A 17,476-nucleotide genomic window follows, 5' to 3' on the forward strand; every position below is an offset into this window, starting at 1 on the left:
TGCTTGACGAGCATGGCTAGTGGCGTAAAGCCCTGCCCTCGCGCAGATTTGCTCCCCTCTCCCGCTGCGCGGTAGAGGGGTTGGGGGTGAGGGCTAGCGTATCGTGCTTGACGAGCTTGGCTAGTGGCGTAAAGCCCTGCCCTCACCCCTGGCCCCTCTCCCGCGCAGCGGAAGAGGGGAACAAACAGTCGGATTGGAGAGGATCACTCCAGCCGAATCTCCGCGGCCAGCCCCCCGCCCTCACGATTCCGCAGTTTCAGCGATCCGCCCACAGCCAACGCCAACTGGTGGGCAATCGCCAGACCCAGCCCACTGCCGCCCGTCTCCCGGCTGCGCGAGCCTTCCAGGCGTACAAATGGCTGCAGCACCGCATCGAGCTTGTCTTCAGGAATACCGGGACCGCGATCGAGCACTTCAATGATCACGGTATTGGCTTCGCGGCGCACATCCAGCTCGGCGGCGCCGCCGAATTTCAGCGCGTTATCCACCAGATTGGTCAGAATCCGACGCAGCGCATGGGGCCGCGTAGTCAGCGCCCCCCCTGCATTCCGGGTAATGCTGACCGCCTTGCCGGTGTCCTGGTAGTCATAGACCAGGCTCTCCACAAACGATCCAAGATCGATGCGTGACGGCTTCTCGCCCTCGCCGCTCGTGGTGCGGGCATAGGCGAGCCCTTCCTGCACCAGCGTCTGGATCTCGGCCAGATCGCTGACCATCTTGCGCTTTTCCTCGGTATCTTCGGCCATCTCGGCGCGCAGCTTCATGCGCGTGATGGGCGTCTGGAGATCATGGGAAATCGCCGCCAGGATCTGCACGCGCTCTTCCACGAACTTGGCGATGCGGTCGCGCATGGCGTTGAAGGCACGCGCGGCGCGGGCCAGTTCGGTGGGGCCGGATTCGTCGAGCGGTGTCGATTTGGTATTCGGATCGAGCGCGTCGGCGGCATCGGCCAGCGCCACCAACGGACGAATGGCCAGCCTCACCGCGAACCAGCAGCACAGCACCAGCAGCAGCAACTGCAGCACAAACGTGTACGGCAGCCACTGCGCCACAGGCGTCATGCGCGGATGCACGTCGATGGTCAGCGGGCTGCCGTCGCTCAGTGTCAGGTGCGCCTGCAGCCGCTTGCCATCGCCGGGAATTTCTTCCACGGACACCGGAAACCGTCCGCCGCTGGCGTCCATGATGCGCTCGGCGATGTCCCGTCCGCGCTGCGTCATCTCGGGCGTGCCCGGCAAACCCGGCCCCAGGATGTACTGGTAGTTGCCGCGATTCAGGCGCGGCAACCACTGGGGCCGCTCCGCCGCTGGCAGGCGGTCGAGAATCGCCACGGACGTGGCCACGTCGGTTTCCAGCGTGCCGAGCATCACTTGCCGCGCCGACAGGTACCGCTCGGAAAACAGCAGCGCGAACGACAGCAGATGGGCAACGATCAGGCCACCCAGCAGGATCAGGAACAGCCGCGATACCAGGGAACGCGGCCACAGCCAGTGGCGGATGTTCACTGACGGGCCTCCCGGATCTCCACCGGCATCGAGAACACATAGCCTTCGCTGCGCACGGTCTTGATGTAGGCGGGCTCGCGCGCATCGTCATTGAGCCGCTGGCGCAGGCGGCTGACCAGCAGGTCGATCGACCGTTCGAACATTTCCGCTTCACGCCCCTGCGTCAGGTTCAGTAACTGATCACGGTTCAGCACGCGCTGCGGATGATCCACGAAGACGCGCAGCAGCCGGTATTCCGCGCCGCTCAGGGCCACGATGGTGCCCTCCTGGTCGATCAGGTGCCGTGCGGTGGTGTCGAGCTGCCAGTCACCGAACGCCAGGATCTGGCCCGCCTCGGTGATCTGCAGGTTGGGCGGCAGCATCCGTGTGCGGCGCAACACGGCCTTGATGCGCGCCAGCAATTCGCGCGCGGCAAAGGGCTTGGTCAGGTAGTCGTCGGCCCCCATTTCCAGGCCGATGATGCGGTCGGTCTCGTCGTCTCGCGCGGTCAGCATCAGGATGGGCGTGGTCTTGTGCTTGCCGGCACGCAGCTCGCGGCACAGCACCAGGCCGTCATCGCCGGGCAGCATCACGTCCAGCACGATCAGGTCCACCGCGTTGGCATCCAGGAACTGGCGCATGTGGCGGCCATCGGGCGCCATGGTCACGCGCAGGCCATTCTTGGTCAGGTAGGTGGAGACCAGCTCCCGGATCTCGCGGTCGTCATCGACGATCAGGATGTGGTCCACGTGCGTTTCCATGCGTATTCACCTTTTTCTTTCTGGAACTGGGGGGCGATCTGCCTTGCTGGCCGCCATTGTATGGGGGGTGCGCAGGCAACGTGTATCGCAGTGTATCTGGCCGCGCGGGTCCCACAATCCGGTACAACTCGGCGCTTCCACGACACATCTGCGGAAGATGGCAGGCGTCTCATGGCGGCATGCCAGCGTTTGGCCTGCCCTGCAGACCCGAAGAAGACCACCGAGAGAGACACGACCATGACCCTGCTGATCCTTGCCTACCTGGGTGGCGCACTGACCATCCTGAGCCCATGCATCCTGCCCGTGCTGCCGTTCGTGCTGAGCCGGGGCACCCAGCCGTTCCTGCGCGGACGGCTGCCGATGCTGGCCGGCATGGCGCTGACCTTCGCCGGGGTGGCCACGCTGGCCTCGATCGGCGGTGCCTGGGCCGTGGAAGCCAACCAGTACGGCCGCTATGCCGCGCTGGCGCTGCTGGCCGTGTTCGGGGTGTCGCTGCTGGTGCCGCAACTGGCCGGATGGCTGGCTCGGCCCGTGGTGGCCCTAGGCAACCGGCTGACGAACAGGCAGGGGGTTCTCGCCGACGGTGGCCCCTCGCCCTGGGCATCGCTGCTGCTCGGCGTGGCCACGGGCATGCTCTGGGCGCCCTGCGCCGGCCCGATCCTCGGCATCGTGCTGACCACGGCGGCCCTGCAAGGCGCCAGCGTGCAAAGCTCTCTGCTGCTCGTGGCCTACGCGGCGGGTGCGGCCACCTCGCTGGCGGCGGCACTCGGTCTCGGCGGACGCCTGTTCGCGGCCATGAAGCGCTCGATGGGCACTGGCGAATGGCTGCGCCGGGGGCTGGGCGTCGGTGTGCTGGCCGGTGTGACCGCCATCGCCTTTGGCGCCGATACGGGCCTGCTGGCGCGTCTCTCCACGGGCAGCACGGCCGGACTCGAACAGACGCTGATCGACAAGTTCCACGCCGGCCGCCAGGCATCGGCCCAGGCCAGCGTGCCCGCCGACCCCGGCATGCTGCTGGCCGCCAACGACACCAGCCCTGGCTTTGGCAGCCGCCTGCCCATCGAGGGAAAGATGCAATCGTTCGACGGCGCCGTGCAGTGGTTCAACTCGCCACCGCTCACGCGCGAGCAGTTGCAGGGCAAGGTCACGCTGGTCTATTTCTGGACGTACTCGTGCATCAACTGCATCCGCACGCTGCCGTACCTGCGCGCCTGGGCCGAGAAGTATCCGAACCTGACGGTCGTCGGCGTGCATACGCCCGAGTTCGCTTTCGAGAAGAATCCCGAAAACGTGCGCCGCGCCATTGCCGATTTCAAGATCAAGTTCCCGGTGGCGGTGGACAGCGATTACCGCATCTGGCGCGCCTGGGGCAACAACTACTGGCCGGCTGCGTATTTCGTCGATGCACAGGGCAATATCCGTCATCACCAGTTTGGCGAGGGGGATTATGGCAAGTCGGAGCGCGTCATCCAGACGCTGCTCGCCGAGGCCGGCCAGCCGTCCGCCTCGCGTGACCTGGTGACGCCCGACGCGCCCGGTGCGCAGGCCGCCCCCGATCTCAAGGATCTGCGTTCCGGCGAAACCTACGTGGGCTATGAGCAGGCGACGAACTTCGCATCGCCGGGCGGCATCCGCCAGGATGCCCCGCGCAACTACACCGTGGGCGACCTGCGCCTGAACCAGTGGGGACTGAACGGCCAGTGGACCGTGCGTCCGGACCACGCCGCGCTCGAGCGCGCCGATGGCAGCATCCGCTACCGCTTCCAGGCGCGCGATCTTCATCTGGTGCTGGGGCCGGCCCCCGATGGCCGTGCCGTGCGGTTCCTGGTAACCATCGACGGCAAGCCGCCCGGCGCGAGCCACGGCGCCGATATCGACGCCAACGGCAACGGTGCCATCACGCAGACCCGGCTCTATCAACTGGTGCGGCAAGCGGGCGAAGTGGGCGAGCACACCTTCGAAATCCGTTTCCTGGACCCGGGCGCGCAGGCTTACGCGTTCACGTTCGGTTGAGCGGCGCGGCGCGGCGGGACTTTGACCGCCGCGCCCGCCCGTGGCAGCATCGCGGCTCATGCCTTTTCAGGAACAGGAGCATCGATGACCCGGATTCGTGCCATGCTGCTTGCAGCGATCATCCCCCCCTTGCTGGGCGCCTGCGCCAGCGGGACAAACGTGGAGTATCTGGAAGCCCAGGACGGCAAGGACCTGCACTCGGATGCCAGCGTGGGCGATCTGGTGCTCTGCCTGAAGCGCAAGCTCGGTGACGATGCCAACGTCATGGCCTATCCCGAACCCGGCAAGGTCGATGTCCGCGTGGGCTATGGCAGCCGCGCCGATGCAGGCTATTCCTACCTGATCCGCCTGCGCGCCGCACAGCAGGGTACGAACGTGGAAATCAGCACCGCCGGCGATTTCCGGCCGCTGCTGAGCCAGGGCCGCGTGACCGGCTACGTCAGGGACTGCAAGCCCGGCACGGCAGTGCGGTAAGACGTTTCTGATCGTCCAGAATCGACGGTTTCGAGTCGAATCCGGACATCGCATTCAATTATTTCAAGGCGCGATCTGACACCTTTCGTCGCGCGTTCGCGTGTGTGAAGGCGTACGGCATACTGCCCCGGCCATGGAGTCTTCCATCCCGAGGAGAGGTGAGCCAGTGAAATCCACACAGATCGCGAAAATCGTTAGCCCATTCATCGTCGCAGCCGCGCTTGCCGCGACAGGCGTGGCGCATGCCCAGCAAGCACCTGCACCTGCCACCGTGCCGGTCACGCTCGACAACTTCGTGCGCGCCGAATCGGACATGTATTTCGCCGGACTGGCGAAGCAAGGGGGCGTTGGCAAACTCCTGCATCGTCGCGAGCCCGCGTCGATCGACCACCAGACCGTGGTCCGACTCAACCGCGACACGCTCTACTCGTCCGGTGTGTTCGACCTCGATGCCGGCCCCGTGACCATCACGATGCCTGATCCGGGCAAGCGGTTCTTCTCGATGCAGGTCATCAACGAGGATCACTACACCCAGGCGGTGTACTACGGTGCCGGCAAGCGTGTGCTGACCCGCGCGAACGTGGGCACGCGTTACGCGGTGGTTGGCATCCGCACGCTGATCGATCCCGACGATCCCGCAGACGCCAAGCGCGTGCATGCATTGCAGGATGCCATCCAGGTCAGCCAGGCATCGCCCGGCAAGCTTGATCTGCCCAACTGGGACCCCGCAGGCCAGAAGAAGATCCGCGATGCGCTACTGGTGCTGGCCTCGGTGATGCCTGACTTCCACCAGTCCTTCGGCAAGAAGGGCGAAGTCGATTCGCTGAAGCACATCATCGGTACGGCCGCAGGCTGGGGCGGCAATCCGGATCGCGATGCCCAGTACCTCAACGTCACGCCCAAGCAGAACGACGGCAAGACCGTGTACCGGCTGAAAGTGGGTCAAGTGCCCGTGGACGGCTTCTGGTCGGTCAGCGTCTACAACGCAAAGGGCTACTTCGAGAAGAACGAAGCCAATGCCTATACGTTGAACAATGTGACGGCCCGGCGCGAGACCGATGGCAGCATCAAGATCCAGTTCGGCAACTGCGATGCGCAGACGTTCAACTGCCTGCCCATCATGGAAGGATGGAACTACACGGTGCGGCTGTACCAGCCGAAGAAGGAAGTGCTGAACGGGAAGTTTGTGTTTCCGGAGGCGGTGGCGGTGAAGTGAGGTTCAAGCATTCCGTCAACGTGGTCCCCTCTCCCGCGAGCGGGAGAGGGGTTAGGGGAGAGGGCAGGAGGTCCTGCTTGCCGATTACATCGTAATTTGCACCGCTTGCCCTCTCCCCCGCCCCTCTCCCGGAGGGAGAGGGGAGAAAACAATCAGTGATTCAAACTTTAGTGCGGCTTCTCATCCGGATTCGCCGCCAGCAGATCCAGCATTTCATCCGCGTGTTCTTCCTCCACGGCCAGGATGCTTTCCATCAGCCGGCGTGACGTCGGGTCTTTTTCCCCGATGTAATGCACGATCTCGCGATAGGTGTCGATCGCGATGCGTTCGGCGATGAGGTTCTCCTTGATCATGTCGGAGAGCGAGGACCCCTCCACATACTCCGCGTGGCTGCGGGAGACCAGGCTGTCAGGAGACAGGTCCGGCTCGCCGCCGAGTTGCACGATGCGTTCGGAAATCTGGTCGGCATGGCCCTGCTCCTCGTTGGAGTGCGCCAGGAACTCGTCGGCCACACCCTTGGAGTTCGGACCCTTCGCCATGAAGTAGTGCCGGCGATACCGCAGCACGCAAACGATTTCCGTGGCCAGTGCATCATTCAGCAGCTTGATTACCGTGGCACGGTCGGCGTCGTACCCGGCGGTCACCGCGCCGTCGTCGATGTGCTTGCGGGCGCGCTCGCGCAGCGTCTTGATGTCGGTCAGGAACGGTTGGTTATCAGACATGGGGACTCCTTCGTAATCGTTCGAATGGTTCCGCGCGATGCTGCGTAGGCGGCGGACTTTTACCCCGCAGGCAATATCGATGCCACGGCGCCAGCCTTGGTAATTCCGTGGCGCTCCGCATCACGGCGTGCGTTTTTTACAAAATCCACCCGGTGATGCCTGCAACGACCGTCCGCCCTGTGTATGTCCCTGTCATGCCAAGGCCCAACTTGTTCGCTGACGCCAACGAGCGTAGGGTGACGTTTCGCGCATTTACCGTGCGAACCATGAAACATCACCAAGAATCCAGGGGGTAGTCACCAATGATGTCGATAAAGTCGAGCTTGCCACGGCGCCTGTCCGCCATGTTCCTGACCGCAGCTACCGTTGCCATGGGGGCCGCCACCCTGCCACTGACCACCGGCGTGGCCCACGCGGCGCCGCCCGCGCAGCTCAAGACACAGGTTCCCGGCTACTACCGCATGATGGTGGGCCAGCTGGAAGTCACGGCGCTCTACGATGGCTACATCGACATCGACACCAAGCTGCTGAAGTACACCAGCGCGCGTGAAGTGCAAAGCCTGCTGGCGCGCATGTTCGTGAAATCGACGCCCGGCGTGCAGACCGCCGTCAACGCCTACCTCGTCAACACCGGCACGCACCTTGTGCTGGTCGATACCGGCGCGGCAGCCTGCTTCGGCCCCACGTTGGGCGGCATCCTGAACAACCTGCGCGCCGCTGGCTACACGCCGGAACAGGTCGATACGGTGTTGCTGACCCACATGCACGGCGACCATGCCTGCGGCCTGACCACGGCCGACGGCAAGATGGTGTTCCCGAACGCCACGGTACGCGCCGACAAGGCCGATGCCGACTACTGGCTCAGCGAATCCAACACGGCCGCCGCGCCCGAGGGCGGCAAGCCGTTCTTCGAGATGGCCCAGAAGGCGATTGCCCCGTACATCGCCGCGCAGCACTTCAAGACCTTCGATGCCGCCGCAGGCGAGCAGCCGGTGCCGGGCGTGCGCCCCGTTGTCGCGCGCGGCCATACGCCGGGCCATACCGGCTACCTGTTCACCTCGGGCAAGGAAAGCCTGCTGCTGTGGGGCGATATCGTGCACAGCCATGCCACGCAGTTCCGTCGCCCGAACATCGCCATCGAATTCGACGTGGACAGCCACCAGGCCGTGCAGACGCGCAAGCGCATGATGGCCGACGCCGCCAAGAACCAGCTTTGGGTGGGTGGTGCGCACCTGCCCTTCCCGGGGCTGGGCCATGTGCGGCGTGAGCACAACGGCTACGCCTGGGTGCCGGTGGAATTCGGACCGATCCGCAGCGACCGCTGAGCGGACGCGTCCGGGCGACAACGCATCGGGATTGCGAACGTGCGAACATAGGCGTTCCGCAAAAAAGCTCGCCCCCTCACGATGATCGTCCGCCCGCCGCTTCACTGGCTCCGCATGCTGTTTGTGCTGCGAGGCTCGGTCCTGCCCCGGATCACCTCGCAGCTGGTCGGCGTCACGCTGTTCGCCGCGCTGATCACGCTGGCGCATGGTCGGATCGGTGACTGGAAGGTATCCCTGAACTTCGTACCGTTCTCGCTGATCGGCCTGACGCTGGCGATCTTCCTGGGCTTTCGCAACAGCACGAGCTACGCCCGCTTCTGGGAAGGCCGCACGCTGTGGGGCAGCGTGCTCAACGAATCACGCTCGCTGACGCGGCAGGCACTGACGCTCGTCGGCGACCGTGCGGCAGCACAAGCCCTCGCCTATCGGCTCTGCGCCTTTGTCCATGCGCTGCGCCATCAACTACGTGGCACCGATGCCGCCGCCGATATCGGCAAGTTCCTCGATGAGACCGGCGCAGCGCGTCTGCAGGCCGCGAAATATAAGCCCGCTATCGCGCTGCTGATGGCCGGCGAATGGGTGGGCGAGCAGATCCGTCGCGGGCAACTGGCCCCATCGCTGGCGCTACCGATGGAAACATCGCTGAGCCAGTTGAGCACTGCGCTGGGCGGCTGCGAGCGGCTGGCCGGCACACCCATCCCGTTCACCTACTCGGTGATCATCCACCGCTGCATCTATCTGTACTGCACGCTGCTGCCGTTCGGACTGCTCGACAGCATCGGGCTGATGACGCCGGTCATCGTCTGCTTCATCGCCTATACCTTCTTTGCGCTGGAAGCATTGAGCGCGGAGATCGAGGAACCGTTCGGTGAGGAAGCCAACGATCTCGCGCTCTCGGCCATGTCTTACATGATCGAATCCACGGTATTGGAGATGGTTGGCGAGCTGCCACGGACCGCCGCGCCGGCACCGAACGGATTCATTCAGACCTGAGCGCCATCATCCAGCCGAGCGCTTGACCGCGCGAACCTTGCCGCTTTCACCGCCGCCACAGTAAAAGCGGTCGCGTCCATCGTATTCGAGTCCCGATACGCCCACGCCCTGCGGCATGTCGATGGTCTCCAGCACCTTGCCCGTCTTCGGGTCCAGGCCGCGCAGATCGCTCTGCTCGCCCTCCCAGGTGCCGTGCCACAGTTGCCCATCGACCCACGTCACACCCGTGACGAAGCGGTTCGATTCGATGGTACGCAGCACGTTGCCCGTTTCCGGATCGACCTGGACGATCTGGCGCGCCCGGTACTGGCCCACCCAGAGCGAACCCTCCGCCCAGGTCAGGCCCGAATCATTGCCATTGCCAGGCGCCGGGATGGTGGACACCACCTTGCCGGTTGCCGGATCGATCTTCTGGATATGACGCTCGGCAATCTGGTACAGGAAGCGCCCATCGAACGCGGTGCCGGCATCGGCCTGCACGTCGATGGCACGCCCGGTCTTGCCGCTGGCCGGATCGAGTGCCAGCAGCTTGTCGCCCACGGCGAACCAGACCTGCCGGCCATCGTAGGTCAGGCCATGCACGGTGTCGTGGCCCGGGAAGGGGCCGTATTCCTGCAGGATTTCGGCATTGGATCGCTTCATGGTGGTCTCCTTCGGCTTGTTGCCGTGTGGGTGTGCAAACCATGCTACGCGCCCGGCAGCGGCACAGGGAGTAACAACGCCGTCGCGAAACCGGGTGGCACCGGCGTCATCCAGCGCCGCGCGCGGCCACGCCCCACGGGTTCGACCTTGCCTGCCTCGGCCAATGTTTCGAGTGCGCGCTGCACCGCGCGCTGGCTTGTGCCGAGGGCCAGGGCGAGGGCGGAACTGGACCATGACTCGCCATCGGAAAGGCAGGCCAGCACCGCCGCAGGGAGCACACCGCGCGCGTCGTAAAGGCCAACGCCACCCGCTATGCGCTCCCCTCTCCCGCGCAGTGGGAGAGGGGAGAAAACATAGGGTTCCTCTACCGGATGCGTCAGCACAGCCACGCGCGTTGTGTCACGCGGCATCAGTGCAAACCCACGCGGCGTGGCGCTGATATCGGCCAACGATGCGAGGACCGCGCGCAATCGACCGATCTCCACACGTAGCCGGGCGCGATGCGTCTCATCGGCATGACGAGTCCGGAAAGCCTGAGCGATCAACGTATCGCGCGGCGCATTGTCCGGCCACGGCTCGGCCAGTGCGCGCGCCAGCGAGAACAGCACGGGGCGCCGCGCCAACTGCACCACGGTCTCACGCTGGCGCACGCTCATGCGGCAGGCGTCAATCACCAGCACATCGGATGCGAACAGTTGCTCCACGTCTTGCAGCATCATCGGCTGCGAGGCACCTTCCACCAGCAGACGCGCCACCGGAGTCCGCAAGGCCAGCGCCGCATGTTCCACCTCAGCCCGCAGCGCAGGAATACCGGCCTGCGCTGCGGCTTCGGCAGCACGAGTCATGGCCGCCTGCGCTGCCGCGCCATGCAGGCGCCGCACCGCAATCCCGGCCACGACAAGTTCATGCGCTGCACGCAGGGGCGATGGAAGCTGGACAGGATCGATATCGGCAATCGTCGATTCGGCGGCAACGATCTGCCCGACGAGCAACTGGTGCCGCGCGATCAGGTACTGAGCATGCGCGGCATTGGCGAGGTCGCCATGGGTCTGGAGCACCTTTCGCGCTGCATCGAGAGAGCGTTCGGGCCATCCAAGGTCGCGGGAGACCAGCGCGATCTCGGCCTCGGCCACTGCGCAGCGGGCACGAGCCACGGCTTCCCTCGGCCCAAAGCCCCGCGCCGCGGCGCGCACCAGTGCGCGGGCACGCGGCAAATCGCCAAGCTGGGCCATGGCGATACCGCGCAGTGCCAGCGCGGGCGGATCATCGCGCAGGGCCACGCGGTTCAGGGCGCCCAGCGGATCGCCTGCCGCCAGGGCACGTGCGGCAGCGGTAATCAGGGCGTCCACGGATGACGCTGCAATGGTTACGCGGCGATGCCTCCCAGCGCCTGCAGCTTGTAGACCACTTCCACCACGGTGCGGGCGTTCATCTTGCGCATCGCACTACCGCGATGAATCTTGGCCGTGATTTCGGCCACGCCCATCGCCGCGGCAATCTGCTTGTTCACCAGACCGGAGGCCAGGTGGCGCAGTACCTCACGCTCCCGTACGGTCAGCGTTTCCCAGTTCGAGCGCAGGCCGCGCAGCGACTGCTCGTTCTCCAGGCGCCTGGCGTCATGCTCCAGCGCTGCGATCACCGCGTCGATCATGTCCTGCTCGCGGAACGGCTTGGCCAGGAAGTCGACCGCACCGGCCTTCATCGCCCTCACGGTCATCGGAATATCGGCGTGGCCGCTCATGAAGATGATCGGCATATGCGGTTGGCCCTTGTCCACGATGGATCGCTGGAACGCCAGGCCGCTTTGCCCGCGCAGGCGCACATCGAGCACCAGGCAGCAGGGACCATCCACCGGCGGGCATTCCAGGAATTCTGCAATCGATGCAAACGCGCGGACGTTCAGGTCGAGGGATTCCAGCAGGCTGGCGAGCGCCTCACGCACCAGGTCGTCGTCGTCCACGATATGGACGGTACGTTGTTCGGAAGCAATCATCGGGGGAGTCATCGAGGCAGTCATTGCGGCACCTCCACGTTGTCAAGCGAGCGGCCCTTGGTCTCAGGCAGCATCAGAACCATCAGGAGCACCACGCCATACGCGGCACCGGAGAATGTGGCAATGGCGGTGGCAAGGCTGCTGGAATGGCTGAGCAAACCGACCAGTCCGGGAAACAGCGCGCCGATGCCCCGGCCAAAGTTGTAGGTGAAGCTCTGGCCGTTGGCGCGTACGTCCGACGGATACAACTCGGTCAGGTAAGCCCCCAGTCCACTGAAAATGCCGCACGAGGCAAAGCCCAGCGGAAACCCGAGCCAGAGCATCTCGCTGTTGGTCAGCGGCAGTGTCAGGTACATCGACACCGAAACCAGCGACAGCGCCGAGAACAGGATGAAGTTGCGCCGCCGTCCCCAGTAGTCGGCCAGGAACGCACCCACCATGTAGCCACAGAACGACCCGACGATGATCACCATCAGGTAGCCGCCCGTATCGAGCACGGACAGGTTGCGCTCCAGCTTCAGGTAGGTGGGCAGCCAAGTGGACATCGCGTAGAAGCCGCCCTGGATACCGGTGCAGAGCAATGCGGCGGGAATCGTCGTACGCAGCAGCGCAGGCGAGAAGATGACCCAGATCGAGGTCGACTTGCCCTGCTTGCGCGCGGTGTCGGCTCTCTTGAAGACCTCGGGCTCCGGCACGTTGTTGCGCACGTAGATCACCAGCAGCGCGGGCAGGATGCCCACCCAGAACAGGCTGCGCCACGCTATCGATTCAGGCAGCACCGAGTACGCGATGCTGTACAGGATGGCCGCCGCGCCCCACCCTACAGCCCAGCCGCTCTGCACCAGCCCCACCACCTTGCCGCGATGCCTGGGCGCGACGATCTCGCCGATCAGCACGGCGCCCACGGCCCACTCGCCGCCGAAGCCCAGCCCCTGCAGCGCGCGCAATACGAACACCTGCTCGAAGTTCTGCGCAAAGCCGATGCCCAGCGTGCACACCGAGAACCACAGGATCGTGCCCTGCAACACCTTCACGCGACCGTAGCGGTCGGCCAGCATGCCGGCCACCCATCCGCCAATTGCCGAGGCAACCAGCGTGACGGTGCCAAGCAGCCCGGCCTGTGCACGGTCGAGGCTCCACAGATCGATCAGCGATGCCAGCACGAAGCTGAACACCATGAAATCGAACGCGTCCGTGGCCCAGCCGGCAAACGATGCCTTGAAGGTCCGCTGCCCCGCCGGGCCGAGTTCTGCGTACCAGGACGGGCGCAAACTCCCCCACGCCACGTCTTCCCTGCCTGCTTTTGTTGTCATTTTTCTTTTACCTTCGGTGAAACGCTGTCCTACTGCGATCCGCCTGCCGTATCGGTGAGGGCCGCCAGCGCCCTGCGTACCACATCCGGCGTGGCGGGTGCCTGGCGTATGCGCGCGCCAGTCGCGTCGAAAATCCCGTTCAGGATGGCCGCCGCCGTGGGTACCAGCGCCGGTTCGCCGATGCCCTTGGCGCCATACGGGCCGAGGTCGGTCGGCGCCTCCACGAAGATCGCGCGGACCTCGGGCATGTCGTGCACCGTGGGAATCAGATAGTCATGCAGGTTGTTGTGGCGGCCCGGATGATATTTCTCCATCAACGCCAGGCCTACGCCCTGCGCCACGGCCCCTTCCACCTGCCCTTCGAGCAACGTCGGATTCACCATGCGACCGACGTCATGCGCGGCAACGACCTTCAGCACGCGGACACGGCCGCTCTCGCAATCGACCACGACCTCGGCGATCTGCGCGCCAAATGCGTACGTTGCATAAGGGCGGCCCTGTCCATCCGTATCGAGCGTGGTCACGGGCGGGTCGAAGCTCTCTTCGGCAGCAACGACATAGCCATGTGCATCGACAGGCAAGACACTGAGATCGAGCACGCGACCATCGACATGAATGCCTTGCCGATCCACCGCGATGATCGCCTCTGCCGGTGCGTTCGCCAGCTCGAGCAAGCGGCGGCGCAGTGTGGTTCCCGCGAGATAGGCCGCGCGGCCCGTCACGAACGTTTGCCGCGAGGCCGAGGTGCGCCCGCAGTCGGGCGTGACATGCGTATCGGGTCCGACGATGTGCAGCGTGCCCACCGGCACGCCCAACGCATCGGCGGCGATCTGCGGAATCACGGTATTGGCGCCCTGTCCCGCATCGACCGCCCCCTGGTGGAGCACGACGACGCCGTCGGGACGCACACCGAAGCGAACCGTCGAGGGATTCGGCAGTGCGGTATTGCCGCAGCCGTAGAAGAACGCGGCCAGGCCCACACCATGGCGGATGGTGGCGGGCGACGACGCGTTGAGCGTGGCCACGCGGGCCTGCGCTTCGTGCCACACGGGACGCAGCGCATCGAGGCAGGCGATGAGGCCCACGCTCTTGTCGAGTACCTGCCCGGTCGGCAGCGAATCCCCTGGGTGCATCGCGTTTCTCACGCGGAATTCGAGCGCATCGATGCCAACGCGGCGCGCCAGTTCGTCGATCAGTTGCTCCTGCGACATGGTCGTCTGCGGCACGCCGAAACCGCGGAACGCGCCAGCCGGCGTGATGTGCGTGTGAATCGCCCGCGCGCGCGCCGAGTAGTGCGGTACGACATAGGGACCACCGGCATGCACCGGCACGCGATTCGCCACGGCCGTGCCCCACGATGCGAAGGCGCCAGTGTTGTACTCACCTTCGAACGATACCGCGCAGATCCGGCCGTCCGCATCGGCGGCCATCGACGAAACGATGCTGGCGGGATGGCGCTTGGTCGATGTCGCCATCGACTCTTCGCGCGAAAACACCATCGATACGGGCCGATCCAGATGCCACGCCGCGATGGCCAGCCACGGCTGCACGGTCATGTCCAGCTTGCCGCCAAACCCGCCACCCACCGCCGTGGCGACCACCCTTACCTGTTCGGGTGCCACGCCAAGGATGCGCGCGAGATCGGCGCGATGCGGATGCGGCGCCTGCGTGGACGAGTGGATCTCCACGACATCGCCCACCCTGCGCGCCCAGCCTGCTTCCGGTTCCAGGTACGCGTGTTCGACAAAACTCGATTCGAACGTGGCGCTCACCACGTACGGAGCATCCTTCAGCGCCGTCTCCACATCGCCCCGACGCACCACCCCTTCGATCAGCAGATTGCCGGGACGATTCGCATGCAGTGGCGTGCTGTCGTCGCGGATGGCATCGCCGACGGTGAGCACGGGTGGCAATGCCTCCCATGTCACGGGGAAGCCATGGAGGTCGAGCGCTTCCATCGCGTCACGCTCGCCTGCCACCAGCGCAATCGCTTCCAGGTAGTGGCGCGTCTCGGAGACTGGCAGGACGGGTTGATCGGCATACGGCCCGGCTACGCCGTGCAGGTTCATGCCCGGCACATCGGCATGAGTCAGTACGCGCACCACGCCCGGGTGCGCGGCAACAAATGCGTGCAGATCGCCGAAGGCAAAGCGTGCGCGATGATGGGGACTACGCACGGCGCGCAGCACGAGGCTATCCGCCGGGTGCGCATCGGCGCCAAACGGTTGGCGTCCGTCGATCTTCTCCGGACCATCGAGTCGCGTGATCGGTACGCCTACGACCGGTCCCGTGGCGGGTGGTGCCGTGCAGGGGCGCGCGGGGGCGCCGCAACCGACTTCAGCCACGGCATCGACGATCTTCTGGTAACCCGTGCAGCGGCACAGCACCCCGTCGATGGCCGACCTTGCGCTGGCGCGATCCGTGACCCGCCCCGCATCGACTGCGGCAGCCGAAGCCAGCAGCATGCCCGGCGTGCAGAAACCGCACTGCACCGCCTGGTGCGCGAGGAATGCCTGCTGCAGGCGCGCGCCGCTCTGCGTGCCCTCGGCCACACCTTCGACCGTCACGACGCGACGTCCGGCAACCTGTCCCATCGGCACGAGGCAGGCATATCGCGCCTCGCCATCGATCAGCACCGTGCAGCTTCCGCAATCGCCCTGGCGGCACCCTTCCTTCGTGCCGAACTGCCGCAAGTCCGTGCGCAGATGGTCGAGCAGGCGCCGCGACTGGTCTGCAGGCAACGGCACACGCGCGCCGTTGAGGTCGAACCATGCAGCGTCCGCCGACGTGGAATGGCCGCGCGTTTCCGCTACGTCATCGGCGCAGGTTGAAGACTCAGTAAGCGGGGGCGTCATCGGCGAATTCCTCCAGGCGGAACCGGACAGCCCGCTGGATCGCAAGCCGGGAGAGGTCCAAGCGATGGGCTGCCGTCGCGCGGACATCATCAATGGGGGACAACTCGGCCAGCGCGGCGCCCCCGATGATGCCAGCAAGTTCGTGGCTGTGTCGCCCCATCAGTGCCAATTCCAACCCATGCAGGCGCAGAGGAACATCCGACGCACCGCCCACGCAGACCGCAGCCGATTCGAGCGTGGTGCCCTGCCCCATGCGCAGATGCACCGCGGCCGACACCACGGCCAGCGCCATGCCGTCGCGATTGGTGCATTTCACGAAGGCCGTGCGGTCACGCGCACCCGGCAGATCGAACACGATATCGACCAGCAGTTCATCGGACGCAAGCGCCGTGCGCCGACGACCGAGCAGGAATTCCCGCAACGGCAAGCGACGCAAGCCGCGCACGCTCGCCAGTTCCACTTCGGCATCCAGCACGAGCAGCGGCGGCACACCATCCGCCAGCGGCGAGGCATGGCACAGGTTCCCGCCCAGCGTACCCTGCACGCGAATCTGCCGCGAGCCCACGCCGGCCGCGGCATCGCGCAGCGCCACGGGCATCCAGGCGGTTTGCGCGATGGTCTGCCAGGTGCTGGCCGCGCCGATGCGCGCCACGCCATCGCGGCATGTCAGGCCCCGCAAGGCTTCGATGCCCGCGATGTCGATCCACTCGACACTCCCCGGCGCGAGTGCCGGGTCCGCAAGGCAGTCGGTTGCGCCGCACACGACACGCGCCGGGCGCGCCGCAAGTTGGGCCACTGCTGCATCGAGGGATCGGGGGCGAAGGTAGTTCATGACGAGAGGCTGGCGTCCTGCTGTCGGCGTCGGGGCGGCTTGTCGGGGGTAGCGGGCAGCTCACTGGTGGCAGCCTCCACTCTCACCACGCGCAGCACGCTGTCTATGACAAAGGACTCCCAGTGCTGCACGGCCTCTGGGGTGTCCAGCTCAACGCCGAGAAAGACCGTCAGCGTGTAGCGGTTCGAAGTATAGAAATACGCCGTCGAGGCAATCAACAGGAAAACATCGCGCGCATTCAGGTCCCGGCGGAATATGCCTTGATCCGCGCCGCTGGCGAGAATCCCGCCGATGATGTCCACGGCCAGCGTCGAGTAATCGCCCTTGCGCTCCAGCCTGGACACATGCCGGCCCTTGTGCAGGTTCTCGGTGTTGAGCAGGTTGACGAAATCGGGGTTGCGCCGGTAGTAGTCCAGCTTGAAGCGGATGATGGTCTTGAGCGCCTCCACGGGGTCTGACGGGTCCGGCGCCACCTTCGACTCGGCCTCGTCCATCCGCCGGTAGATACCTTCGAGCACCGCCACGAACAGCGCTTCCTTGCTGCCGTAGTAGTAGTAAATCATCCGGTCATAGGACTTCGCCAGCTTCGAGATCTTCTCCACGCTGCCGCCCTCATAGCCATAGCGCGCAAACACCTTGGTAGCGGCGCGCAGGATGTTGTCGCGGGTGGTCTGCGCCGCAGCCTCCCGGACACCGGTGCCACGCACAGCCTTTTTTACTGCTTGAGTCATATCGCTCCTATGGCAGCGGAGTCATCCGCTGGCGTTTCCCTGCATTTCGTACAGGGAACACTACATGAGTGAGCGATGATACAAGGCGCCCGGACGAGTTTCAACAGAAAGAAATAAATCTC

The 17,476-nt window shown here is 65.3% G+C and carries 15 protein-coding genes; 5 read left to right on the forward strand and 10 right to left on the reverse strand.

The features are described 5' to 3' along the window. Positions 1–203 precede the first annotated feature (203 nt). Positions 204–1,505 (reverse strand): sensor histidine kinase, encoded by a 1,302-nt coding sequence (locus tag FFS21_RS22730; RefSeq protein ID WP_137926994.1) that lies wholly within the window; start codon positions 1,503–1,505, stop codon positions 204–206. Next, complete coding sequence (locus FFS21_RS22735) at positions 1,502–2,245, reverse strand: response regulator (RefSeq protein ID WP_137926995.1); 744 nt, start codon at positions 2,243–2,245, stop codon at positions 1,502–1,504. The genes FFS21_RS22730 and FFS21_RS22735 overlap by 4 nt, the downstream gene beginning before the upstream one ends. A 237-nt stretch (positions 2,246–2,482) precedes the next feature. Between FFS21_RS22735 and FFS21_RS22740 the strand changes: the two genes are divergently transcribed. The 3 genes from FFS21_RS22740 (at position 2,483) to FFS21_RS22750 (ending at position 5,948) form a co-directional block, all read left to right on the forward strand. After that, positions 2,483–4,258, forward strand: a complete 1,776-nt coding sequence (locus FFS21_RS22740) for a cytochrome c biogenesis protein DipZ (RefSeq protein ID WP_137926996.1) — start codon at positions 2,483–2,485, stop codon at positions 4,256–4,258. A gap of 84 nt (positions 4,259–4,342) precedes the next feature. Beyond that, positions 4,343–4,732 (forward strand): hypothetical protein, encoded by a 390-nt coding sequence (locus FFS21_RS22745; protein WP_137926997.1) that lies wholly within the window; start codon positions 4,343–4,345, stop codon positions 4,730–4,732. 166 nt (positions 4,733–4,898) lie between these two features. Further along, positions 4,899–5,948 (forward strand): DUF1254 domain-containing protein, encoded by a 1,050-nt coding sequence (locus tag FFS21_RS22750; RefSeq protein ID WP_249359568.1) that lies wholly within the window; start codon positions 4,899–4,901, stop codon positions 5,946–5,948. A 167-nt stretch (positions 5,949–6,115) separates the two neighbouring features. Here FFS21_RS22750 and FFS21_RS22755 read toward each other — a convergent pair whose 3' ends face one another. Next, complete coding sequence (locus tag FFS21_RS22755; protein WP_137926999.1) at positions 6,116–6,670, reverse strand: ferritin-like domain-containing protein; 555 nt, start codon at positions 6,668–6,670, stop codon at positions 6,116–6,118. A gap of 305 nt (positions 6,671–6,975) precedes the next feature. On the opposite strand from FFS21_RS22755, the gene FFS21_RS22760 reads away from it, so the two are divergent. Together FFS21_RS22760 and FFS21_RS22765 are read left to right on the forward strand one after the other, a co-directional pair. After that, positions 6,976–7,995 carry an MBL fold metallo-hydrolase gene (locus FFS21_RS22760; protein ID WP_137927026.1) on the forward strand — a complete coding sequence of 340 codons (1,020 nt, stop codon included), beginning with the start codon at positions 6,976–6,978 and terminating at the stop codon, positions 7,993–7,995. 81 nt (positions 7,996–8,076) lie between these two features. Continuing rightward, on the forward strand, positions 8,077–8,988 hold the full coding sequence (locus FFS21_RS22765; protein WP_137927000.1) for a bestrophin family protein: 912 nt from the start codon (positions 8,077–8,079) through the stop codon (positions 8,986–8,988). A gap of 6 nt (positions 8,989–8,994) precedes the next feature. Here FFS21_RS22765 and FFS21_RS22770 read toward each other — a convergent pair whose 3' ends face one another. From FFS21_RS22770 to FFS21_RS22800, 7 genes are read right to left on the reverse strand one after another with little or no spacing between them, the layout of a single operon-like run. Next, on the reverse strand, positions 8,995–9,630 hold the full coding sequence (locus tag FFS21_RS22770; RefSeq protein ID WP_137927001.1) for a Vgb family protein: 636 nt from the start codon (positions 9,628–9,630) through the stop codon (positions 8,995–8,997). Positions 9,631–9,674: 44 nt separating this feature from the next. Beyond that, on the reverse strand, positions 9,675–10,979 hold the full coding sequence (locus FFS21_RS22775) for a helix-turn-helix transcriptional regulator (RefSeq protein WP_137927002.1): 1,305 nt from the start codon (positions 10,977–10,979) through the stop codon (positions 9,675–9,677). Between the two features lie 17 nt (positions 10,980–10,996). Beyond that, positions 10,997–11,647: a response regulator transcription factor gene (locus FFS21_RS22780; protein ID WP_137927003.1), complete on the reverse strand. Its 651-nt coding sequence runs from the start codon at positions 11,645–11,647 to the stop codon at positions 10,997–10,999. Continuing rightward, positions 11,644–12,936 (reverse strand): MFS transporter, encoded by a 1,293-nt coding sequence (locus FFS21_RS22785; protein WP_137927004.1) that lies wholly within the window; start codon positions 12,934–12,936, stop codon positions 11,644–11,646. The genes FFS21_RS22780 and FFS21_RS22785 overlap by 4 nt, the downstream gene beginning before the upstream one ends. Positions 12,937–12,965: 29 nt before the next feature. Next, a complete protein-coding gene (locus FFS21_RS22790) occupies positions 12,966–15,791 on the reverse strand; it encodes a molybdopterin-dependent oxidoreductase (RefSeq protein WP_137927005.1) in 2,826 nt (941 codons plus the stop codon). Beyond that, on the reverse strand, positions 15,772–16,623 hold the full coding sequence (locus tag FFS21_RS22795; RefSeq protein ID WP_137927006.1) for an FAD binding domain-containing protein: 852 nt from the start codon (positions 16,621–16,623) through the stop codon (positions 15,772–15,774). Before FFS21_RS22795 ends, FFS21_RS22790 begins: the two co-directional genes overlap by 20 nt. Continuing rightward, positions 16,620–17,354: a TetR/AcrR family transcriptional regulator gene (locus FFS21_RS22800; RefSeq protein ID WP_137927007.1), complete on the reverse strand. Its 735-nt coding sequence runs from the start codon at positions 17,352–17,354 to the stop codon at positions 16,620–16,622. The genes FFS21_RS22795 and FFS21_RS22800 overlap by 4 nt, the downstream gene beginning before the upstream one ends. Positions 17,355–17,476 lie beyond the last annotated feature (122 nt).

Source organism: Cupriavidus sp. 2SB (genome assembly GCF_005503625.1).
Classification (GTDB): domain Bacteria; phylum Pseudomonadota; class Gammaproteobacteria; order Burkholderiales; family Burkholderiaceae; genus Cupriavidus.